A 22,459-nucleotide genomic window follows, 5' to 3' on the forward strand; every position below is an offset into this window, starting at 1 on the left:
GGTAAAAATTATTCTCGGCAAGTGGCAAATGAGCGTGCATCGGTAAAATGCACGGTAAAATCAGCTTGGTGGCGCTGCTCGGTCACGTACAGCACGTGGTCGGCAAAGGCCTTGTTCGGCGTTACGTACCAGATGGCGGGCGCATCGGCAAAGAGCTTATTGCTTTCGCGGTATACCACCATGTTGGCAAAGGCCTCCTCTTCCCCCAGGTACACCACATGCGAGGCCGTGTTTTTATACAGGGGGTTGCGCTCCAGGTACACAGAACCATACACCTGGCAGTGGTTTCGCCCCATTTCTGCGGTAGAAGCAGGGCTGAGGTGCGGCAGCAATGCCACCCAGAGCGTGAACAGTATCTGCATAATATTAATTTGTTAAAATATAGGCAAGATACAAAAAAAGGTCGCTCCCCCAGTAGGATAGCGACCTTTTTAACAATTTCTTTTTGTATTTTATATGGATTTGATCACATCCGTAAAATCCCTTGACTTCAGGGAGGCTCCTCCGATCAAACCACCGTCCACATCCGGCTGCGAGAACAGCTCCTGGGCATTGCCGGGGTTGCAGCTACCGCCGTAAAGGATGGGGGTGTTGTAGGCAGCCTCGGCATCGAACATGCGGGCCAACTGCTCGCGGATATACTCATGCATTTCCTGCGCCTGCTGACTGCTGGCCGTGCGGCCGGTGCCAATCGCCCAGATCGGCTCGTAAGCCACCACCACCTGGTCAAACTCCTCGTTGCTGAGGTAAGAAAGGCTGTCGTGCAGTTGCTTGCCTACGTAATCGAAGTGGCGGTCGGCGTCGCGCTCCTCCAGGGGCTCACCGCAGCAGAAGATCGGCTTCATGCCATGGGCAGTGGTAGCTTTCATTTTCTGGTACAGCGTCTGCGCATCCTCGTGGTGGTATAGGCGGCGCTCGCTGTGCCCGATGATCACATACTCTACGCCCACTGATTTCAGCATGGCAGCCGACACCTCGCCGGTATAGGCACCGCTCTCGTGCTCACTCACATTCTGGGCGGCCAGGTGCATTCTGTCGTTGCCCTGGGTCAGTTTACCCACGCTCTGCAGGAACGGGAAAGGCGGCGCCACCACCACGGCCACGTCTTGATTCACCTCGTCCTTCACCATGTTATCGATCTCCGACACCAGCGAAAGCGCCTCCTCAGCGGTTTTATTCATTTTCCAGTTACCTGCAACAATCTTCTTTCTCATGTTTTATACTTGTGTTGATGATGGTTATACTTGGGTTAGTTTGCCTAAAAGCTTTACGGCAAGATAGTAAATTATGCTGTACCTCCTTTATTTATACTTCGCTTGGGTCTTATCTTGAACACAATACGTGCTGGCTGTTGTTCATCCTCAATCTTTTTAGCGGCTTTACTTGCTTCAGCTATAGCCTCTGCTGGCGCAAGCGTCTGCTTGTGCCTTATAAGCAGCTGATATCTGCAACTTTCGCTGGCGCGGGCTTGCAGCCCGTGCCTTTTAATTATTTAGACTTGCTTCAGCTATACTTCCTTAGCCACCGCCTCCTTCAACCTGACACAAGCTATATTTTCTAGCTTCCGCTGATCCTCCAGATTTACCCGCGATTCGTTTCATCTCTAAATGTGGAGCTCTCAAGCCCGCGAGGGCTCGTCTTCCCGCATCGCGCTGTGTTCCCTTCCTTTGCTACCCTTCGGTCGCAATACCGCCACGGCGGCACCGGAATCTCACAAGGCGCTCAACCCAAAGACTCGGTATCATTTCGATAGCCACCGTTATTTGTCATCTCGACCTGCGGGAGAGATCTCTTTAGAATTCCCTGTCATCTCTCGTCCTGCTGGAGATGACAGGGAAAGTATAGCAAGTATAAACTCCCTCTCCTGTTTTTAGGAGAGGGCTGGGGTGAGGTATAATCCCCCTCCTCGGAGGGGTTAGGGGTGGGTTTATACTTTGTAGTCCTGCTGTTCCGGATTTGCAATCCGGAACACTGTTACCTGCGGATTTGCAATCCGCTTTTCTGTCCGTAGCTACTGCCTTTGCTATGGCAGATTACAAATCCGCAGCTATTATACTTCCGGATTGCAAATCCGAAAGAGCAGGAAAGGGTGGGTTCCAGACTTTGTAGGGACAGGTCGCGACCTGTCCGCGCAATACCAGCAGAAACGGAGCTCATACTTCAGCCAAAGTAGTAGCAAAGCTCCCCTCCTTAAAGGAGGGGCAGGGGTGGTTGGACCAGGTGCTGCAAAACAATAAAGCCGCTGCAGTCATACTTGCAGCGGCTTTATACTTATACCTATACTTATACTTCCCCTACAGCTTATCCTTCAGAAACCTGGCTGTGTGGTTATCCTCCAGCTTTGCCATCTCCTCCGGCGTGCCCTCGAACAGCAGGTGGCCACCGTTTAAACCTCCCTCCGGACCAAGGTCAATGATCCAGTCGGCACACTTGATGATATCCATATTATGCTCGATGATGACAACCGTATTACCATTTTCTATCAAGGCGTTAATGGAGGTAAGCAACCTGCTGATGTCGTGGAAGTGCAGGCCGGTGCTGGGCTCGTCAAAAATAAAGAGGATGTTCTCCTGGTGCGCCTGCACGCCCTTGGTGAGGAAAGAGGCAAGCTTTACGCGCTGCGCCTCGCCCCCCGACAAGGTGTTGCTCGACTGCCCCAGGCGGATGTAGCCCAAGCCTACATCATTCAGCGGCCTAAGTTTCTCGATGATCTTGGGCTGATCGGCAAAGAAATCGATGCTGTCGGCGATGGTCATGTCCAGCACCTCGGAGATGCTCTTGTCCTTATACTTTACATCCAGCACGTCCTGCTTAAAGCGTTGGCCGTGGCAGCTCTCGCAGGTCAGGTAGATATCGGCCATAAACTGCATCTCAATCTTCACCTGGCCCTCGCCCTGGCATACCTCACAACGGCCACCCTCGATGTTAAAGGAGAAGTGCGACGGCTTAAACCCACGCGCCTTGGCTACCGGCTGGTCGGCATACAGGGTACGGATGGCATCGTAGGCCTTTACGTAGGTTACCGGGTTGGAGCGCGAGGACTTGCCGATCGGGTTCTGGTCCACAAACTCCACATGCTCGATTTTGCTGTAGTCACCGGACAGTTTGTCGAACTTGCCCGTGGCCTCTGCGGTAGCGCCGTGCAGCTTCTGCATGGCCGGGGCCAGTATCTTTTTGATCAGGGTGGACTTACCGGAGCCACTCACGCCCGTCACCACCGTCATCACACCCAGCGGCACCTTCACGCTCAGGTTTTTGAGGTTGTTCTCCCGCGCCCCGATCAGCTCGATGGCATTGCGCCACTTGCGGCGCTGCGTTGGCACCGGCACCTCCATGCGGCCACTCAGATACCTGGAAGTATAAGTGTCTGCTTTCTTCGTCAGCTCATCCAGCGTTCCCTGGAACATCAGGTTACCGCCACCCGAGCCGGCTTCCGGGCCAATATCGATCAGCTGGTCGGCCGCGCGCATCATCTCCTCCTCGTGCTCCACCACAATGACCGTGTTGCCCAGCTGCTGCAGCGAGCGCAGCACGCCAATCAGCTGCTCCGAATCTTTCGGGTGCAGGCCTATACTTGGTTCATCCAGAATATACATGGAGCCTACCAGGGCACTGCCCAGCGAGGTTGCCAGGTTGATGCGCTGGCTCTCGCCGCCGGAAAGCGTGTTGGAAAGCCGGTTGAGGGTAAGATAGCCCAGGCCCACGCGCTCCAGATAACCAAGGCGGTTCGCTACTTCCGTTACCAGTCGCTCGGCCACGTTCTGCTCGTGCTCCGTTAGCTGCAAGTTTCGGAAAAACGGTAGCACCTGCGTAATCGGCATCAGCACCAGGTCGGTTATACTTTTGCCGCCTACTTTTACGTAGCTGGCATCCTTGCGCAGGCGCGAGCCCTTGCAGTCCGGGCAGGCGGTGCGGCCGCGGTAGCGCGAGAGCATCACGCGGTACTGTATCTTGTGCGTCTGCGATTGTATTTCCCTGAAGAAGGCGTTGAGGCCGGAGAAGTACTTATTGCCGGTCCACAGCAGTTCCTGCTCCGCCTCCGTCAGCTCGTTGTAAGGGCGGTGGATCGGGAAGTCGAAGCGGATGCCGTTCTTAAGCAGTGGCTGCAGCCATTCGCTCATCTTATCGGTGCGCCATGGGGCGATGGCCCCTTCGTACACGGTCAGGCTTTTGTCGGGAATTACCAGGTCCGGGTCGATGCCCAGCACGCTACCGAAACCCTCGCAGGTCTGGCAGGCGCCGTAGGGGTTGTTAAAGCTGAAGAAATTAACCGAGGGCTCCTCGAACACCATCCCGTCCAGCTCAAACCTATCCGAGAACACGCGTTCCTCCTCGTTGCCATACTTGACGCGGCACTCCCCCTGCCCCTCGAAAAAGGCGGTTTGCACCGAGTCGGCTATCCGGAACTGCAGGTCCTCGTCGGCTTTATAAATCACGGCGCGGTCTACCAGAATATAGATATCCTTGCCCAGCTTCGGCTTTTTCTCCTCCAGCAGCTCCTCTATAAAGTATACCTGTCCGTTGGCGTAGATGCGGGAGTAGCCCTTCTGCAACAGCAGGTCCAGCTCTTTGGCCAGCGTGCGCTCCCGGTGCTGGTGCAGCGGCGCCAGGATCATGACACGGGCCTCATCCTCCAGCGAGAAAATAAAGTCCACCACATCCGTTATCGTATCCTTCTGCACCACCTCCCCGGAAATGGGCGAGTAGGTTTTGCCGATGCGGGCGTAGAGCAACTTCAGGTAATCGTAAATCTCGGTGCTGGTGCCAACCGTAGAGCGGTTGTTTTTTATACTTACCTTCTGCTCGATGGCGATGGCCGGGCTGATGCCCCGGATGTAGTCCACATCGGGCTTGTCCATGCGGCCCAGGAACTGGCGGGCGTAAGAGCTCAGGCTCTCCACGTACATGCGCTGCCCCTCGGCGTACAGCGTGTCAAACGCCAGCGAGGATTTACCTGACCCGGAAAGGCCGGTGATGACAATGAACTGGTTGCGGGGCAGCGCTACGCTCAGGTTTTTGAGGTTGTGTACCCGTGCCCCCTTAATGATGATGTGTTGACGGGCATCGAGCTCGTCTAATTTATCTTCGGTTATGTCTACCATATAGCAGTGAGCCCCTTTGGCAAGTATAAGTTGCCGTTTCTGAGGCTGTTTTAAGCAAATTTTCAATCTGTAAAGATACGAATAGATAACCGCTTTTTGAAGGCCTTTGTTTCAGTAGGAGCTCAAGCCGATACCCTTCCATCAGACTCCCCGAAAACAGGCTCCTTATATTTTGCTTTGTTGCATCGGCTGCGGAGGTTCACAAAATATTTGCGGCGCTTCACTAAAATCCGGCACCCGGCCTGCTCTTGCGTCCCCGAAGCCCGTACATATCATAACAGATATAAAGTATACATCAGCCGGAACCGGCCGACACTACTTTCCTTTCCTGCCCACCCTTCAGTAGTACCCCGTTACCTGGCTCCGGGTATGCCTCCTGTTGATCTCGCGCGTTTGAACCGAAAGCTACCCTATTATGAAAAAGACCTTTACGCTGCTCCAGCTATTGTTTGTATTTACGCTTCCCCTTTTTTTGCTCCCAAGTACTGCAAGAGCGCAGTTAGAGGTGGGTGTATGTGAATTTGAGGATGACTGCCTTTTCATTGCATATGAATCCATACAGGAAGAGAGCCCTACCTCCCCCAGCCTGGTCGTCGTGCTGACAGCCTTTCTTCAGGAAGGGGGCAGGTGCAACAGAATCGATGGCCTTATCCTCTCTCCTGCCGGGGGCGTTCCTACGCTGGTAACCCGGGAGGACCTGGAAGAGAATCAGAACTTCATAGAACTTGTCGTCAACAGAGCCATCTTCACGGCGACACCCGATGTGCTGGTTGCTACTTTCAGATACATCAATATTCCGGTTATTGGGGTACAGATACCTATTCCGACCAATGTAGTAGACCTGCAGGCACGCTTGGACTCCGACGACCCCTGCCTGCCTATTACTCCACTGCCCGTGGAGCTGGCAAGCTTTGAAGGAAAAGCAACGCAAAGCGGCATCAGCCTGGAGTGGGAGACGGCCAGCGAGCAGAACAACAGCCACTTTGAGGTGGAGCGCAGCGCCGACGGCAAGGCCTTCGAGCAGCTGGGCACAGTAGCAGGCAACGGGAACTCCTCGGTTTTCCTCACTTACCGCTACCTCGATAAGCACCCCTTTGCAGGCCTTAATTACTACCGTTTGAAGCAGGTGGACTTTGATGGCACGTATGAGTACTCGAATGTGGTAGCCGTTACCGCAGCAGAAAAAAGCGAGCAGCTGCAGGTGCAGCTATTGCCTAACCCTTGCCTCCAGGGCGACTGCCAGCTAAACCTAGCCACCGCTACGCCGGGCCAGCCGGTGCGGGTGCAGCTGCAGGACCTGACAGGCCGCGTCGTGTTCGAGCAAAGCCTGCGGGACGATGGCGAGCAGCTACAGCTTACCCGGCAGCAACTGAAAAACCTGCGTGGCGTGTTTATACTTTCGGCGGAGGCGGGCCAGGAGGTGGTGCGGCAGCGGGTGGTGCTGGAGTAGTGCGCTTTTCCCAAGGATCCGGGCCTGAAGGCACAACCCATACCTGCCGCTAAAACGTATGGGAGATTACTGTTCAACCTATCAGCAAAACATTGTTTCACTATGGGAAAAGGCGATAAGAAATCCAGGAGGGGCAAGATTACGAAAGGCACTTTCGGTAAGAGACGCACCAAGAAAGGCTACAACCTGAAAATGAAGCCAATCAACAAAGAGTCCTCCTCAAAGTAGGAGGACTACCAGCATGAATCAAAATCGCGCTGTTGCAGGATAACTACCTGTAGCAGTGCGATTTTGCATTTTGCTTCTATATCCGCAGTCCCTTACAGTAAACCTTCTTCCGCTAAAATTTTCTGCCGTTTGCACTTTAGCAGCACTAGGGCTGTTTTCTGTGCTCCGGCGGCTTTTGTACCCTATATTCATAACATCCAAAATTCTTACTAAAAACCCTCCCTTTGCTGCAACTATAGCGAAGGGATCAAAGTATAAACTTTTACCTATTTTTAGTTTGGGCCCTGCTCCCGAAGGCGCCTCTGGCCAGCATCATTAGCCCAACATAACAAAACTGTAACCTCTGTGTTAAGCAGTAGGCCAGGGTATTATCAAATTATAAAGTATATTTTTCTAAGCCAACGCTTGTCCGGAAGGTGCGTACCTTTACGACTGTAAGACGTTCTTAAAACTATTTTTTTTAACTTAACTGACACTATTCCATGCAAGTACTGGATATCAGAAATTTGTTGGAGAACATCGAGCGGAAGGTGTACCGGCAGGAAATCACGACTGACGACGCAGTAACGAAATTGATAAATGCAGAAATCACGAAGGCCATCAACCTGAAGTATACAAAGGAGAACGAGACCGAAGTAGACATGCTCAAGAACGTTTCCTGCACCACGTTAGAGTGCTACCTGGAACACCTGAAGGCCGTAGAGGCCAAGCTCCGCAAGCCATGTGACATCTCCGCGCAATGCAAACCCTTGGAAGAGCGCGAGATAAACCGTCGCCTGTTGCTCATCCTGAACCGCCTGAAAGGCTACAGCAGAAGGTAACAGCCGGCACCATAACCTATTTTCAGACCATCCTTCGCAAGATACCTCAGCTCTTCCGAAGGATTTTTTATGCCCAATCCTTTCCCATTGCCCTCCCCTCTTTAATACATGACCTAAGTCATTTTTTTGGTGCGGCTGCCTGTCTAAGTTTGTATTTTAGCTAATACACCAGGAGCAGGCATGGCGGAGGCATCATCATCTTTTCAGGACTTTACCGATCCAGGCGGCCAGTTGGCCCGTAGCCGGGCGGACGTGTTTGGCATGCCAGCCGAGACACTGCGCCTGAAGGCCGGAGAAGTATTCCGCATACCTGCCCGCGAGCCACGCGCCCTGAAAGCGCTGAGGAACTTTAAGATGCTGCTGATTAAGTGATACCCATGAAGAAAGACATCACAACCGAGGAAGATGTAAAGCTGTTGGTTAATACCTTTTACAACCATGTGAATGAGGATGAGTTGCTTTCACCAGTATTCAATGGCTTTGCCCAAATTAACTGGCAGCACCACCTGCCCATTATGTATAGTTTCTGGAGTTCGCTGCTGTTCGGAAGTATGGCCTACAAGGGCCAGCCATTTCCGAAGCACCTGCGCCTGCCTATTCAGCAAGAGCATTTCATGCGTTGGGTTGTGCTGTTTACCCAAACCATAGATGAGCTGTTTGAGGGACCGAAGGCAGAGGAGGCCAAACAAAAGGCAAAGAGCATTTCCCGTATTTTTCAGATGCGGATGGGCCTGCTAAGTATACTTGATCAGGAAGTATAGCCAATCCATAACCTTATCCTTTTACCCCCAAAAAGGCAATGGCACCAGTGGCTGTTGCCTTTTCTGTTTTATACTTGCTGACGGGCGTCTGCCACCGGAGCCTTGCCATCAGCCTGCAGCACAACAAGCCCGGGGCACCCGATAGAACATCCGCAGGATTCTTCGCGCGCACAGGGGAGCGGACACTTATCTGCAGCAGGATGCAGAGCTTTTTCTTCATCGCCGCTCTCGCTGAGGCTTATACTTTATACTTCCTCCTCCTCCGCCAGAGAATTTTCATGAGCTTAAATCTCACTACCACAACTATTTGCACAAGAACAAAAAGCTTTTTTCTATATGTGGAAAATTAAATTTAACCCATCACATTATAACTTTCATTTTGCTTACGTATATACCACTTTAAACCCCAGCTGCGCAACGTTAATGAGTGGCGGCAAGTATAAGCCCAGTTTCTTTTTTTGAATATTCCCGGCATCAATGCTTGCACATACAAAAGGCGTTCTATATATTTGATTTACATTTCTGAAAAAAACTGTTTAAAACAAGTAAACGCGACAATATGATATAAAGCTCTACGTTAACTTAATGTAGCTTTAAGATGAATACAACTACCCAGATGAGCGACTCTGCATTGGTATCGCTCTACATCGCAGGTAATGAAGGTGCGTTTGAACAGCTTGTAAACAGGCACAAAAACAAAGTCTACACAACCATTTTACTGATCGTAAAGGACTCGTACACAGCCGAGGACCTCATGCAGGATGCGTTTATAAAAGCCATCCACACCATGAAGGGCGGACGCTACAACGAGGAAGGTAAGTTCTCTTCGTGGATATGCCGTATTGCACATAACCTGGCAATCGACCATTTCCGTAAAGAGAAGAGAAGCCCGGTGATCACGCTGGAAGATGGCAGCAACGTGTTCAATAACATGTCATTCTCAGAGGACTCTGCCGAGTCGCTGCAGATAAAAGAGGACACGCATGCCCGCTTGCGCGAGCTTATCCAGACGCTGCCACAGTCGCAGCGGGAAGTGCTTATGATGCGCCACTACGCAGAGATGAGCTTCCAGGAGATAGCCGATGCTACCGGCGTGAGCATCAACACAGCCTTGGGTCGTATGCGCTATGCGCTGATCAACCTCAGGAAAAAGATGCTAAAAAGTAATATCGCGTATGATACAAACCTCTACACAGAATGAACTGATCCAGTATGTATATGACGAGTTGGCCGACGACGCCTGCGCGCAGCTGGAATCAGCGTTAATGCAAGACTCAGAGCTGGCCGAGGGCTGCTCCGACCTGCTCCTGCTCCAACAGCTCCTTGACGGGGCGGCTTCCAAAGCGCCAAGCGAACGCTCGGTACAAAACATATTAAATTACTCAAAAAGCTTAAGTTTGCAGTCTTAACCGATTGCAAGCTTTTTTTATGCAGAAAAAGGAACGCTACAGGCTCCTGATCGAGTACTTTACCCAACACTTTCCGGAGCCGGAAACCGAGCTGGCTTATACAAACCCTTATGAGCTGATACTGGCGGTGGTGCTGAGCGCCCAGTGCACCGATAAGCGCGTGAACATGGTAACGCCTGCCCTGTTTGAGGCCTACCCTACGCCGGAGGCACTGGCCGCGGCCACGCCTGAAGAGGTCTTCCCGCTGATCAGAAGTATATCTTACCCCAACAACAAGGCAAAGCATTTGGCCGGACTGGGCAGAATGCTGGTGGAGCAATTTAGCGGGGAGGTGCCCAGCACGGTGGAGGAGCTGGTGAAGTTGCCGGGAGTGGGCCGCAAGACCGCCAACGTGATCGTGTCCATTATCTGGAACCAGCCCGCCATGGCCGTGGACACCCACGTGTTCCGGGTAAGCAAGCGCCTGGGCCTGGTCACTACAACCGCCAAAACCCCGCTGGAGGTGGAAAAGCAGCTGGTGGTCAACATCCCGAACGAACTCATCTCTAAAGCGCACCACTGGCTTATCCTGCATGGCCGCTACATTTGCCTGGCCCGCCGCCCCAAGTGCGAGGAATGCCCCCTCACCCATTTCTGCGCCTTTTTTCAGAAGAATTTCCCCAACATCCCAGATGACCCGGAGAATAAGCTGGGCGGGGTGTAAAGTGCGTAGTATAAAGTATAAACCCTGTGCCGCCTCATGCCGCACAGGGTTTATACTTTATACTTGAGGTACGGTATCCTGCTCCTGTTTTTCTCACTCACGTTGATGCCAACACAGAAAATGGCCCTGATCGTATAAGCAGGAATGGCTGGTTTATAGGTAAGACGACAGCATCAGCACTTTACTCTGTCATCCTGGAAGGAGCTTGTGGGCAAGCCGCATCAGCTTAACCTCTTGGGAAAGGAGCTGCTATTTCTACCTAGGGCCGTTATTATGTTCTAGCTACACCGTTGTTAAGATATTTGTCATTCTGTTGAGTAACCTGGCAGGAGGTAGGTTGAGCCACCGCTACAGGCCACCAAGATCCTTCCAGGATGACAAGAAATGTAGCATTTAACGGTCCTGCTCTTTTTCTACCGGGTTTCCTCCAGCATAACAGTCCCCCTTACTTTAACCCAACACTGTCTCCATACCTGCCTAAAACCGGAACAGTGTGTTTCTGCCTGTGCTGCCCACCTTGCCGCCGAAGTTGCGGATGTTATAGATAAAGGTGACCATGCCGTAACGGTTCAGCACCGTTGTCTGCACATCTTCCACCATGTTTTCCCGGATGCTGCGGCTGGCGCTGAGGTTCTGGTCCAGCAAATCGTATACAGATAGCTTCAGTTGTGCCCGGTCGTCTTTCAGGAACAGGAAGGTTACAGCGGCAGTAAGCCGCCCGTAGCTATCCCGCAGCCCCGGTACGGCATCGGAGGTATGCCAGTGCTCAAAGTGTGCCTCCCATACCACACGCTTCGGCACCCGGAGCACAAGGTATGTTGTGGAGGTCCTGCTCACGGTGTTGTAGTTTTCAAACGCATCCTGCTCGTAGCGGCTTTGGCTGAAGTTCAGCCGCAGGGACTGGCTAAACTCGATCTTGTCGTGCAGGTTGAACCCTGCATTGACCGAGGGCCAGAAGTTTCGCATCTGCCCGTAGCTCTGCACTTCGTTCAGGATGATCAGCGTTTTGCGAAAGCTTCCCCCGGCCGAGGCCCCCAGCGAAAACTGCCTGCCCAACTCATACTTGAAATCCTTTGAAATCCGTGCCGATCCGCTCGCATACCAGTTCCCATCGGTATTCACCGGCCGGGTAACCTGCACCCCGTTAGGCTCTATCGTTCGCTCCCTGGTGATATCGTTCTGGTTTATACTTGTATAAGCATGAAGATTATAGTTGAGCGCCCTGTTTAAATCATACTTGTACAAGTTCAGGTTAACGCTGTGGGTGACAGTAGGTACCAGGGCCGGATTTCCGTACCGGATAAACAGCGGATTGGTGTTATCCACCACAGGCTGCAGATCCATGGCACCAGGCTCCCGTAAAGAGGCACTGTAGCTCAGGTTGAGGTCTTGCCAGCGCACCCGCAGCGAGGGGAACACATAGAAGTAGTCCTGATCAATGGGCTTCCGCTCCCGGAAATCAGACTCGATGTTGAGCGACGCGAACTCCACTCCCGGCTGTACGGTCAGTTTGCCTTTCTTCCACTGGATACCCGTCGTCACATAGTTTCGCCAGCCTTTGCGGTCGAAGGAAGTGGAGAGGTCATCTACCCGGCGATCATACTCGTTGCTTTCCGGGGCATAGGCGTAGGTCCCAATGGCATTTTCATCCCTAAAGTACTGCGAGTTCAGCCTGATAACCGCACTTAAGTTCTCTACAAGTGGCTCGGTAAAAGAAATGTTGTTCCGGATGCCAAGATTGTCCCGGCTTTCATCGCGAAGCTGGTTCAACTGCGAGGTCTCAGGGTGTGGCTCGAAAAAACGGTTGAGCGCCAGGTTATACCTGTCCTGCAGCACAGTGTTATACTCATAGTTGCCGAACAGATTAAATACTCTCCCTTTCTTGGAAAAGAGCCGGTTTAAGGAATATGTGCCCGAAAAGCTGTCTGTACCTTCCTCTGAGCGCTGGTTGTTATCGCTCTCATTCACCAACCGATTGGCGTTGCGGTAGGTATTCGCATTTTCCTCCTGCTTTATGGTATTTTGCCCAAGCATTATACTCGGCCTAAAGGAGAAATCCGTGAGGGAATCGATCTTCCAGTCCAGTTTGCCGCCTATCTGGTGCTTATGGCTCCTGCTGCGCTGGTCCCGGCTGCGGCGTGTGGTCAGGGTATCCCGCGCCAGGGACTGCCTGGTGTCTATAAGCTGGTTTACCTCTCCGTTTATGCCGCCGTAAAAGTACTGCAGGTTCAGTTTGATGCCGTTTTTGGTGACCGTGTTAAAGTTTACCCCGCCCCCTGATGACTGCTCTACCCCTTCGCCCGTTCCGCCAAAGGAGACCCCGTTTAACTCGTAGCCCCTATCGCTCATCATAATGCTGTTCAACCCGCTCCGGTCAAACCCGCCTATCTTCCTCATGTCGCCCATGCCAAAGCCCGGGCGGTTCAGGTTATTCGAGTAGCCCAACAGGCTCACCTGCGTGGTGTCGCGGAAAGCGTTTATCAGCCCGCCACCCTCGTACCGGTTGTCCGTGCCGAAACCGCCGTATACTTTGCCAAACATACCTTTTTTGATTCCCTTCTTAAACGTGAGGTTAACCACCTGCGGAATTTCGCTCTCGGGCAGGTGCGGGTCGCGGCGCACTACCTCAGGGTCGTTCATCACCTGTACCTTCTCAATGACATCGGCTGGCAGGTTGCGGCTGGCAATCTTGGGGTCGCTGCCGAAGAACTCTTTCCCGTCCACCAGTATTTTGTGCACTGCCTTCCCGTTCACGCTGATGTTGCCCGCCGCGTCCACCGATACGCCCGGAAGCTTTTTCAGCAGGTCCTCCACCAGCGCAGTGGGCAGTGTTTTAAAAGAGGCAGCGTTGAACTCCAGCGTATCGTTGCGGACCAGCACCGGCGGTGTTTCGGCCACTATCAGCACCTCATTCAGCAGCTCAGAACTTGGCTCCAGCTTAACCTCCCCCAGGTCCAACGCGGGCTGCTCCGCCGAAAGCATGAACTCCTTACGGTACACTTGAAAGCTCATCATTGTGATCACTGCCCTGAGCCCTTGGCCCACCGGCAAGCCAGGCACCCTGAATACACCCTTCTCATCGCTCATCCGGAACGTGACCATTGCTGTGTCGTGTGCCGTGTAAACAGCCACCGTGGCATAAGGCAGCGCCTCGTTTGTTTCCGCATCGGTGAGCACGCCCTTTACCTCGCCTTTCTGGCTTTGGGAGAAGGAGGCACCCGGGCATAAAGCAAACATGAGCAGCAGCGTGAAAGGCAGGAAGTTTTTCATAGGAGGAGTCGTGCTTTTTACCATGAAAAGTTCTGGCTCTGTTCCAGCAGGAAAAGCAGAGAAGTTCCTGAACAGGAGCAACATACTTATCTTACAATATATAGAATTATCTAACAGAAACACCACATTATTAAACTTTTAAACTAGCGGCAAGCGCGGTGCTACGGTATAGGTAGCGCCTCCCTATGCTGGTATGGCCTCTTCAGGGGCCAAAAAGTAAAACCTCAGCATTGACCAGGTACAAGCTAAGCCACAAAAAAAGGCAGACTTAATAGTCTGCCTTTTGTCTGGTTCATACGTTTATGGCATCTATGCTCTGCCTCCCTCATGCTGGCCGCGCTTACCCTTGCCTCCTTTCTCGTGCCTGGCTTTCATCTGCTCGCGCTTCTGTGCCTGCATCTCCTCATATTTGGCGTACTGCTTTTTGTTGAGGATGTCTTTCAGCTCCTCGTTGTGGCGCTGGTGGGCAGCCATCCTCTCGGCGCGCATTTGCTCGCGGCCGGCAGCATCTTTTTTATCGCCTTTTTTAAAGTTGGCGCGCTTGGCTTCTCGCTCTTTTGTCTCCTTCAGGTACAGCGCCTCCACTTTTTTCGCCTGCGCCTTGCTCAGGTCCAGCTCCTGGGTCATGCGCTCGGTTCTTACTTTGGCTCTTTCTTCCGGAGATTTGCGCTCGCCTTTGTGTTTGTGCATTCTTGCCTCCTGGCGAGGCTTGGTAGTATCTTGTGCTACTGCGGGTGCCACAGTGCTTCCCATAACCAGCACACCGAGTGCCAGCGCTAACAGGTTCTTTTTCATCTTCTTCATTCTTAGGTCAGGTAGATAGATTAGCGGTAAGTCCAGGCCTGGAATTCCTGCTTGTTGCTTCTACTTATCCAAACGGCGTGCCAAAACTTTCCGGCAGTAACGGCCTTAAAGTGATGCTATACTTATCAAGCTAAGAAAGAGATATTTACAGCGCGATGTGGCACAAAAAAGAAAGTGTGAGGTTAGCGAGCAGATGACTTTACCACGTTTAACAGCACCTCCTCTACCTGCCGCATCAATTGCCTGCGGTCGAAGAGCTGGCGGGCGATGGCCGCGCCGTTGGCAGACGCTGCCTGCAGTTGCTGTGGCTGCGCCAGCACCTGTCGGATGGTTTGGGCCAGCGCCTCCGGCTGCTCGGCAGGCGCATACCAGCCACAGTTATACTTCGCTACGAAGGCTTCCGTCCAGCCGGGGTTAGTGACAATGGCAGGGGTGCCGCAGGCGAGGCTGTCGTAGAACTTGGCTGGCGAATTACTGGCCAGCACCGGCAGATCATTAAAAGGCACCAGGGAGATAGCAGCCAATTTGAACAGCTTAAATACATCGGCGCGTGGCTGCGGCGGCAGCAAAAGCAGATTGGGCACCTGCTGCGCCAGTTCCTGCAGCTGTGGTTCGTAATAGCCGTTTCCGGTAAACACGAAGGTTATACTTCGGTCGGCGGCCATACTTCGAATGGCCTGCATGAGCGTGGGCATACTGTTGGCGCGGCCGTAAGTGCCGGCGTACAACACCACCTGCTTGCCCTGCAGGTTATACTTCTGGCGCAGTGCTTCCACCTCCTGCTCCTGCACGGCATCTACCATGCAGAAATCAGTGCCGTTATAGTTGGTCGTGATCTTCTCCCGCGGAATGCCGAGGCTGGCCACGTAATCGGTCATATCGGGAGAGAGGGTAATGATATGGCTGGCGCTCTCGTAGAGGCGGCGCTCCATGTTGTAGAGGCGCTGCTGCAGCCAACTGTTCTGCACAGCCCCCATCTGTATCGGGAAGCTCGGCCACAGGTCCTGTACCTCAAACACCCACGGCACCCCCCTTAGCTTTGCCGCCTGCGCCGCCACCCACGGTGTGCTTAGCGGCGTAGATACGGCCCACAGCACATCCGGCTTCTGCAGTTGCATGGTGCGTTTAAACGCACTTCCGGCAAAACCAGCAAAAGATTTAAGGCGCTTGCGCACCCCCATCTTGTTGGAGTACGGGGCAATGCATTCGTGCAGCTCCACCCCCTCCGGCACCCAGTTATAACACTGCGTGATGCGGACTTTCCGCCAGCCATCGCTCGTCACCAGGCTCACCCTATGCCGTTGCACCAAATCCTCCATAAAGGAGAAATGACGGCACGTGGCAGGGCAGTCCGGGTTGTGGTGGTGCTGGTTTAGGAGGGCAATGTGCATTTTTATTGTTTAATTGTTGATTGTTAAATTGTTGACGGAGTAAGTACATCAGCTGAAGTCCTACCTAATTGGGCCTGCAATAACAATTCAACAATGTAGCCATGTAGCCATTTGAACTACCGCTTCTTCTCCGGTTTATACTTTGACTCCTCGAAGATCTTGCGATAATCGGTTTCGGCCATTAATTCTGGCAGGCTTACTTCAGGGTTGCGCTCCATATACTTGCGCACGATCTGCCACCCCACCCAGGCACCGATGCGGCCAGGGGCAGTGGCGTCTATCTCAGGCGTGTTCGGACGCTCTCCAATATACTTGTTCACGGTAAACGGCGTCTTATCAAACAACAGCTCCTTCTCCACAAAATGCGCCCAAATGCGCCCCTCGTTATGATGCACATCTGCCATCTCCTGCTCGGAGTAGGAGATAATCAGCGAATCGGGCATGCAGGGCAGCACCGACTTCACAAAATAGTAGGCCTTGCCCATGCCGATCATCTCGGCTAGCAGATTTCGGTCTGCAAAGTTTGTTCTGTTATAGCGGTTGGAGAGCAGCAGCATGGCAGCCGGCACCATTTTCTGTGGCTCGTAGCGCCTCAGGATATACTCGTAAGCCTGCGGACGGTACTTTGCCTCCGGCCCGATAAAGTAATCAAGGCCAAATACGATCAGGCTATCCGCCACATACAGGTCATTGCCCAAGGTGCCAAGGCCGGTCACGAAGGTTTTTACCTGCGGCTCCTTAAACCCGGGGTAGTTATACTTTATCACCCGGAAGGCATCTGCCAGTTGTTTTTCCTGCTCCTGCATATCGCCGAAGGTTTGCATGGCCTGTCGCGCCAGCGAGTCAAGGGCAGGGTTTGTGGCCAGGCCGTAGAGCGGGTTAATGAAGGCTGAGTCCGTAGGGTATTCGCTCTGCTGCAGGTACTGCTCCGCAAAGTATGGGTTAGCCTGGATGAAGGCGGCAATGTCGGCTTTGGTCTCCGCCGCAAAGAAAGGTTTCTCCAGCCTTTCTATCTGCACCTCCATCGGTATGCGGGCGATCTCCTTCGGCAACTCACAACCTTTCTCGCCGCAACCAAAAGCGAATACAAGTAGGGCAAGTATAAGTAATCTGTAATACATGTTTCGTATCTTTGTACAAAAATAGGGGGTTACTTCGTAATAGGGTAACGCAAAGTATAATAAAAGCTAAGCTAATGAAGAAATTTACACTCTTAATGCTGTTTATGTGCGCCGGGTTCACAGCAATGGCCCAGGTTGAAATTGGCCTGCAACTCTCCCCGACGATCTCGGGCAACCGCTTTGTAGCTGAGGACAGGTATAACTTTGAGAAGGAGAGCAACAACCTGCGCCTGGGTGTGGGTGTGGTGGTAGACTACTTCTTTGCCCAGAATTACGCCTTCAGCACCGGCCTGATGTACCGCAGCAAAGGCGCTGAAATTACCTATAACTATATCCGTGAAAATGGAGATGGTTCAACCGAGCAAATGAGCGGTAAAGATGACATTGCAGTGCAATACGTTCAACTCCCCCTAACGCTCAAGCTCTTTACCAACGAGGTGGCCCCGGGCACTATCTTATACTTCCAGGTAGGCGGTGCGCTTAACACGAAGGTGGCGGCTCAGGTAAACAACAAGAAAGTGATCAACAGCGAGAAGGTGATCAAGCGCTTCAATATTTTTGAGGCCGATGCCATACTTGGCGGCGGCGTGGAGTTCCAGATGGGCGAGAGCACCAAGGTTTTCGGCGGCCTTACCTATCACCGTGGCCTTACCGACATCGACGACTTCTACGAGAAGAAGTTCGGCGACAAGAACATCGCCGTCAAGAACAATGGCGTATCGCTGGACTTCGGCCTGAAGTTCTAGGACGCCATACCTATAAAACGAAGAAAGCCGCTGCTATTGATTTAGCAGCGGCTTTTTTGTGTTAAGTAAGCCAGGGCTTACTCCTCTTCTTTATCCTGCACGCCATTCATGTCGCTGAAGGCGGATCGCAATTCTATTTCCTCCCCTCTGCTGTCCATCACTTTAAATTCCATGATGCCAAGGGAAGTGTCTTTTACCAGGCTCACCCACCTGAAGTACTTGAAGAACCACTTCACCTGCCTCGATAGCAGCCCCTTGGTATAGTAGGCGTGCACGAACGGGTGTAAGTATACTTCCAGGCTCCTGTGGTTGTGGCTTGTCAGCAGGTCGTCTACCGCTGCGTCAATTTCGTCTGTTACCAGTATACTGGCAGATGTTTTACCGGTGCCGCCGCAGGTAGGGCAAACTTCGCCGGTTACAATATTTTGCTCGGGCCTTACGCGTTGTCTGGTGATCTGCATCAGGCCGAATTTCGAGATAGGAAGAATGGTGGACTTGGAACGGTCCCGTTTCATTTCCTCCCTCACCACCTCGTATACTTTCTGGCGGTTTTCCGGAGACTTCATGTCAATGAAGTCCACGACAATGATACCACCTATATCCCGAAGGCGCAGCTGACGGGCCACTTCTTTGGCGGCCATCATGTTGACGTGCAGTGCGGTTGCCTCCTGATCGGTTTCGGTATTGGATTTGTTCCCACTGTTCACATCAATCACATGCAGCGCCTCGGTGTGCTCTATCACCAGGTATCCGCCGCCTGGTATGGTCACTGTTTTACCGAATGCTGCCTTTAGCTGCTTCTCGATGTGGAAGTGTTCAAAGGTCTTGGTTTTTCCAGTATAGTGCTTCAGGATCTTGATCCTTTCGGGCGCTATGCTGTGCACGTATGCCTTGATCTCGTCATAGAGTTGCGTATTGTCAACCACTATGTTGTCAAAGCTCTCGTTTAATAAATCCCTCAAGATGGAGGAAGAACGATTGAGCTCGCCAATGATCTTATCATTTGGCTTTGCTATTCTGAGGGTTTTAAAGCCCTCTTCCCAATTTGCTAGCATGTTGCGCAGGTCTCTGTCGAGCTCTGCCACATCGCGGCCTTCCGCCACTGTCCGGATAATCACGCCGAAGTTCTCCGGCTTTATACTTGTGATCAGGCGTTTCAGACGGGTCCGCTCCTCTTTGCTAACGATCTTCTTGGATACGCTTACCGTGTTTGAAAACGGTACGAGCACCAGGTATCGCCCGGCAAGAGAGAGCTCACAGGATAAGCGTGGGCCTTTGGTTGAGATAGGCTCTTTTACGATCTGCACCAGCAGCTGCTGCCCTTTCTTGAGCACATCAGCTATTTTGCCGAGCTTGTCTATCTCAGGCTCAAACTTCGCCTGGTTTAGCTTGGGTGTTGCGTTCTTCTGTGTTTGCGCCGCTTTTACGTACCTGTTCAGCGTTTTGATGTTGGCCCCCAGGTCGTGGTAATGCAAGAATGCATCCTTCTGGTAACCAATATCTATAAAGGCGGCGTTCAGTCCAGGCATTACCTTTTTTACAGTCCCCAGGAAAATATCACCTACTATGTAGTCCGTGTCTTTCGACTCGAAGTGATACTCAACTAAACGTTTGTCCTGTAAAAGCGCAATGCGATCCCCATCCTGAGTAGAATTGATAATCAGCTCGTTGCTCAATTTCTCTCAAATGGTTAGGTGGATGTATGTATAAGACCAAAGCCCACTTTAGCTTATGTAAAGTGGGCCCTCGTGAACGCAGAAGAATTACTTCTTCTTATGTCTGTTTTTTCTAAGGCGCTTCTTTCTTTTGTGTGTAGCGATCTTATGTCTTTTTCTTTTCTTTCCGCAAGGCATAATCTTGTAGTTTTTGTTTTATGGATGATTTCTTTAATGCGTTACTGCAGTCTTGCCAGGTACTCATCTACCGATGTGTTCAGGGCAGGGTCATTGCTCATGCTCTTCACCTTGTTGAATAAAGCCTTCGCCTCCTCGTTCTGCTCCGTCTCAGCCAACGCCACCGCCAGGTAGAAGGTTCCTTCTACGTGCTGCGGGTTCACCGACACCAGCTTCCGGAAATGGCCAACGGCCTTATCGTACTGGTTAGACTGAATGGACAGGATACCAAGGTTAAACAGCGCCTTCTGGTTGTTTGGGGCCGATGCCAGCACCTCGCGCAGCATAGTAATGCCCTGCATCGGATTTGAGGTCGCGATGTAGGTCATGGCTACGTTGGTTTTGGCGTCGTGGTCAGAAGGGTTGTTCTTCAGCACCTGCTCATACATGCTGCGTGCTTTCGCGCCCAGTTCTCCGGCACGCTCCTGCGTAGCGGCAAACGTAAAGGCCTCATAGTAGGCATCTCCGGCTCTTCTAAAGCTTTTCTCGCCACCACGGGTCTTTGCGGCCACTTCGTAGTAGTATCCGGCGCTGTCATACTTGGCAGCGTTGGCATAGGCCTCGCCAAGCTCCACCGCCACCCGGCTGCGCGTCTGCTCGTCGGTGGCCTTGTTATACTTGGCGCGGGCGGTTGTAAGCGCCATCATTTGCTCTGGCGTGGCCGTTCTATGCACGTTTTCCACTGCCCCTGCCTCTGCTGACCCATGGTCGTGGCCATCGTCTTCGGAGTGGCCCTCAGGCAAACCGGCGCTGTTTTCAGTTCCGGCTACACTGTCCTGATCTTCGTTGTTAACAACAATTTTAGGCAAAAAGAACAAACCCACCACCAACACGATGGCTACTACAACTATCAATATTTGTGATCGTTTCATTCTTTTTACCTTATTGCTGTGTTACTTTATTCAACTCCGATCAGCAAAGATACAAAAAATTAAGAATGCGTAAGCTCCTGAATCTTTTTGCTGTTCTTGATCTTCTGGATGAAGGTCTTGGATGGCTTGAAGCTTGGGATAAAGTGTTCGTCGATGATGATAGATGTGTTTTTAGAAATGTTACGAGCTACTTTCTTCGCACGCTTCTTATTCACAAAGCTACCAAAACCTCTCACGTAGATGTTGTTTCCATCAGCCATAGAGTCCTTCACCACTTTGAAGAAAGCCTCGATTGTAGACTGTACATCTGCTTTATCAATCCCTGTCTTATCAGCAATCTCTGATATTACTTCTGCTTTAGTCACTTTCTTAAATTTTTAGGATATTAATAATATGTTAACTTTCTAATCTTTGGAAATCAGCCTGTTCCGTAGAATGGTCAAATTCGGGGCACAAAGGTAGTTTTACTTTTCGAATAGTAAAAGCTTTAGTGCTAAATTATTAGGACCAAAACTGCCGTCTTTTTCTGCCGCCCTGCCTGCTTTGTGCAGCCACCGTGCCTCGCTGACCCTCCCTTAACGCACCCCGGCGGTTTATATTTCAAAGTTCACCCATCCGGATTATACTTGCTGTTGCCCTGAACAAAGCCGTAACTTGCCTGTTCCGGAAACCTTAAGCAATACAATTGATGCCCACTGCCCCACACGCCCATTTTGCCCAAACCCTGCTCAGCTGGTACGGCCGGCACAAGCGTTCCCTGCCCTGGCGCGAGACGACAGACCCTTACTTTATATGGTTATCCGAAGTGATTCTGCAGCAGACGCGCGTGGCCCAGGGCCTGCCTTACTATGAGCGTTTTACGGCTACTTACCCCACGGTACAGGACCTGGCAGCGGCCCCGCAGGACGAAGTGCTGCGGCTATGGCAGGGGCTCGGCTACTATTCCAGGGCGCGCAACATGCACCACACCGCCCAGCTGGTGGTAGAGCAGTATGGCGGCCAATTTCCGGGCAAGTATGAGGAGCTACTAAAACTGAAGGGCGTGGGCAGCTACACGGCGGCGGCCATTGCGGCCTTTGCCTTTCAGGAGCAGGTGGCGGTGCTGGACGGCAACGTGTTCCGGGTACTGGCGCGCGTGTTCGGCATTTCCGATGACATCGCAGCTCCTGCCTCGCGCAAGGTTTTTCAACAACTGGCCGACCAGTTGGTGCCCATCGATGAGCCGGACACCTACAACCAGGCCATCATGGAATTCGGGGCCATACAATGCACCCCGGTGATGCCCGATTGCCTGTTCTGCCCGTTGCAGCAAAGTTGTTTCGCCTTTAACCACGGCATGGTGCAGGAGCTTCCGGTAAAATCGAAGGCAAAGGCGGCGCGGCCACGCTTTTTCCACTACATCGTGTTCGAGCTGGATGGCGCATTTTACCTGCGCAAGCGATTGGGAGGCGACATCTGGCAGGGCCTGTACGACTTTTACCTCTACGAGAGCGACAACAAGGAATTAGCCATGGAGCAACTGCTGCAGGAGCTGCAGGAGGCGGGCGTGCCGGTGCAGGAGGCGCAGGTGCAACCGCCAGCCAAAGACTATAAGCACATTCTCAGCCACCAGAAAATAACCGCACGTTTTTACCGCATAAAATTGAAGGCCCCACTAAAAGATGAGGTAATAACAGAAACCAGATTAGCCCCTTATACCGTTGAAAAAATAGAGGCTTTGCCCAAGCCAGTTTTGATCAGCAGCTATTTGAAAGATGCTAAGATTTTAGTATATTTATAGGCTGAAACTTTTCTGGTAGCAAAAGCATTTAGTAGTTTCAGTAAAAGCCATATTTGCCTCCAGCTTGGTTGCCGGAGTAGCCCAATTAAACGTTATATTTAGACAAAAA

General features: G+C 52.1%; 21 protein-coding genes. 10 read left to right on the plus strand and 11 right to left on the minus strand.

Going from position 1 to position 22,459, the window contains the following annotated elements; genetic code table 11:
* Positions 1–8 precede the first annotated feature (8 nt).
* The 3 genes from OH144_RS15400 to uvrA all read right to left on the minus strand — a co-directional run bounded on the left by OH144_RS15400 (position 9) and on the right by uvrA (position 5,102).
* The gene (locus OH144_RS15400) at positions 9–362 is read right to left on the minus strand and encodes a DUF6150 family protein (protein WP_266203162.1); all 354 of its coding nucleotides are present in this window, start codon (positions 360–362) and stop codon (positions 9–11) included.
* 90 nt (positions 363–452) lie between these two features.
* Entirely contained in the window at positions 453–1,214 is a 762-nt protein-coding gene (tpiA, locus tag OH144_RS15405; RefSeq protein ID WP_266203163.1) for a triose-phosphate isomerase, read from the minus strand.
* A gap of 1,080 nt (positions 1,215–2,294) precedes the next feature.
* A complete protein-coding gene (gene uvrA / locus OH144_RS15410; protein WP_266203164.1) occupies positions 2,295–5,102 on the minus strand; it encodes an excinuclease ABC subunit UvrA in 2,808 nt (935 codons plus the stop codon).
* 415 nt (positions 5,103–5,517) lie between these two features.
* Here uvrA and OH144_RS15415 point away from each other — a divergent pair, with 415 nt between their 5' ends.
* From OH144_RS15415 to OH144_RS15435, 5 genes are all read left to right on the plus strand, one after another.
* On the plus strand, positions 5,518–6,552 hold the full coding sequence (locus tag OH144_RS15415) for a hypothetical protein (RefSeq protein WP_266203165.1): 1,035 nt from the start codon (positions 5,518–5,520) through the stop codon (positions 6,550–6,552).
* Positions 6,553–6,654: 102 nt separating this feature from the next.
* Entirely contained in the window at positions 6,655–6,780 is a 126-nt protein-coding gene (locus OH144_RS15420; protein WP_266203166.1) for a 30S ribosomal protein THX, read from the plus strand.
* Between the two features lie 482 nt (positions 6,781–7,262).
* Positions 7,263–7,601, plus strand: coding sequence for a hypothetical protein (locus OH144_RS15425; protein WP_266203167.1), 339 nt, complete (start codon positions 7,263–7,265; stop codon positions 7,599–7,601).
* 180 nt (positions 7,602–7,781) lie between these two features.
* Positions 7,782–7,973: a cupin domain-containing protein gene (locus OH144_RS15430; RefSeq protein WP_266203168.1), complete on the plus strand. Its 192-nt coding sequence runs from the start codon at positions 7,782–7,784 to the stop codon at positions 7,971–7,973.
* 5 nt (positions 7,974–7,978) lie between these two features.
* Positions 7,979–8,362, plus strand: a complete 384-nt coding sequence (locus OH144_RS15435) for a group III truncated hemoglobin (protein ID WP_266203169.1) — start codon at positions 7,979–7,981, stop codon at positions 8,360–8,362.
* Positions 8,363–8,375: 13 nt separating this feature from the next.
* On the opposite strand, the gene OH144_RS15440 is transcribed toward OH144_RS15435, so the two are convergent.
* On the minus strand, positions 8,376–8,582 hold the full coding sequence (locus OH144_RS15440) for a hypothetical protein (RefSeq protein WP_266203170.1): 207 nt from the start codon (positions 8,580–8,582) through the stop codon (positions 8,376–8,378).
* A 378-nt stretch (positions 8,583–8,960) separates the two neighbouring features.
* Here OH144_RS15440 and OH144_RS15445 point away from each other — a divergent pair, with 378 nt between their 5' ends.
* From OH144_RS15445 to nth, 3 genes are read left to right on the plus strand one after another with little or no spacing between them, the layout of a single operon-like run.
* Positions 8,961–9,563 (plus strand): RNA polymerase sigma factor, encoded by a 603-nt coding sequence (locus OH144_RS15445; RefSeq protein ID WP_073851816.1) that lies wholly within the window; start codon positions 8,961–8,963, stop codon positions 9,561–9,563.
* Positions 9,538–9,771, plus strand: coding sequence for a hypothetical protein (locus OH144_RS15450; protein ID WP_266203171.1), 234 nt, complete (start codon positions 9,538–9,540; stop codon positions 9,769–9,771). The genes OH144_RS15445 and OH144_RS15450 overlap by 26 nt, the downstream gene beginning before the upstream one ends.
* Before the next feature lie 19 nt (positions 9,772–9,790).
* Positions 9,791–10,474: an endonuclease III gene (gene nth, locus OH144_RS15455; RefSeq protein ID WP_266203172.1), complete on the plus strand. Its 684-nt coding sequence runs from the start codon at positions 9,791–9,793 to the stop codon at positions 10,472–10,474.
* 477 nt (positions 10,475–10,951) lie between these two features.
* Here nth and OH144_RS15460 read toward each other — a convergent pair whose 3' ends face one another.
* The 4 genes from OH144_RS15460 to gldB form a co-directional block, all read right to left on the minus strand.
* Entirely contained in the window at positions 10,952–13,744 is a 2,793-nt protein-coding gene (locus OH144_RS15460; RefSeq protein ID WP_266203173.1) for an outer membrane beta-barrel protein, read from the minus strand.
* A 309-nt stretch (positions 13,745–14,053) separates the two neighbouring features.
* The gene (locus OH144_RS15465; RefSeq protein WP_266203174.1) at positions 14,054–14,548 is read right to left on the minus strand and encodes a hypothetical protein; all 495 of its coding nucleotides are present in this window, start codon (positions 14,546–14,548) and stop codon (positions 14,054–14,056) included.
* A gap of 182 nt (positions 14,549–14,730) precedes the next feature.
* Positions 14,731–15,939 carry a glycosyltransferase family 4 protein gene (locus OH144_RS15470; protein WP_266203175.1) on the minus strand — a complete coding sequence of 403 codons (1,209 nt, stop codon included), beginning with the start codon at positions 15,937–15,939 and terminating at the stop codon, positions 14,731–14,733.
* A 116-nt stretch (positions 15,940–16,055) separates the two neighbouring features.
* Entirely contained in the window at positions 16,056–17,060 is a 1,005-nt protein-coding gene (gene gldB, locus OH144_RS15475) for a gliding motility lipoprotein GldB (protein ID WP_266203176.1), read from the minus strand.
* 74 nt (positions 17,061–17,134) lie between these two features.
* Between gldB and OH144_RS15480 the strand changes: the two genes are divergently transcribed.
* Positions 17,135–17,806, plus strand: coding sequence for a porin family protein (locus tag OH144_RS15480; RefSeq protein ID WP_266203177.1), 672 nt, complete (start codon positions 17,135–17,137; stop codon positions 17,804–17,806).
* 77 nt (positions 17,807–17,883) lie between these two features.
* Here OH144_RS15480 and OH144_RS15485 read toward each other — a convergent pair whose 3' ends face one another.
* From OH144_RS15485 to OH144_RS15495, 3 genes are all read right to left on the minus strand, one after another.
* Positions 17,884–19,482, minus strand: a complete 1,599-nt coding sequence (locus tag OH144_RS15485) for an Rne/Rng family ribonuclease (protein WP_266203178.1) — start codon at positions 19,480–19,482, stop codon at positions 17,884–17,886.
* Between the two features lie 218 nt (positions 19,483–19,700).
* Positions 19,701–20,570: a tetratricopeptide repeat protein gene (locus tag OH144_RS15490; protein WP_266203179.1), complete on the minus strand. Its 870-nt coding sequence runs from the start codon at positions 20,568–20,570 to the stop codon at positions 19,701–19,703.
* A 59-nt stretch (positions 20,571–20,629) separates the two neighbouring features.
* The gene (locus OH144_RS15495) at positions 20,630–20,935 is read right to left on the minus strand and encodes an HU family DNA-binding protein (RefSeq protein ID WP_046309325.1); all 306 of its coding nucleotides are present in this window, start codon (positions 20,933–20,935) and stop codon (positions 20,630–20,632) included.
* 323 nt (positions 20,936–21,258) lie between these two features.
* On the opposite strand from OH144_RS15495, the gene mutY reads away from it, so the two are divergent.
* Positions 21,259–22,350: an A/G-specific adenine glycosylase gene (mutY, locus tag OH144_RS15500; RefSeq protein ID WP_266203180.1), complete on the plus strand. Its 1,092-nt coding sequence runs from the start codon at positions 21,259–21,261 to the stop codon at positions 22,348–22,350.
* The last annotated feature ends 109 nt before the right edge of the window (positions 22,351–22,459 follow it).

Source organism: Pontibacter kalidii, from assembly GCF_026278245.1.
GTDB lineage: Bacteria > Bacteroidota > Bacteroidia > Cytophagales > Hymenobacteraceae > Pontibacter > Pontibacter kalidii.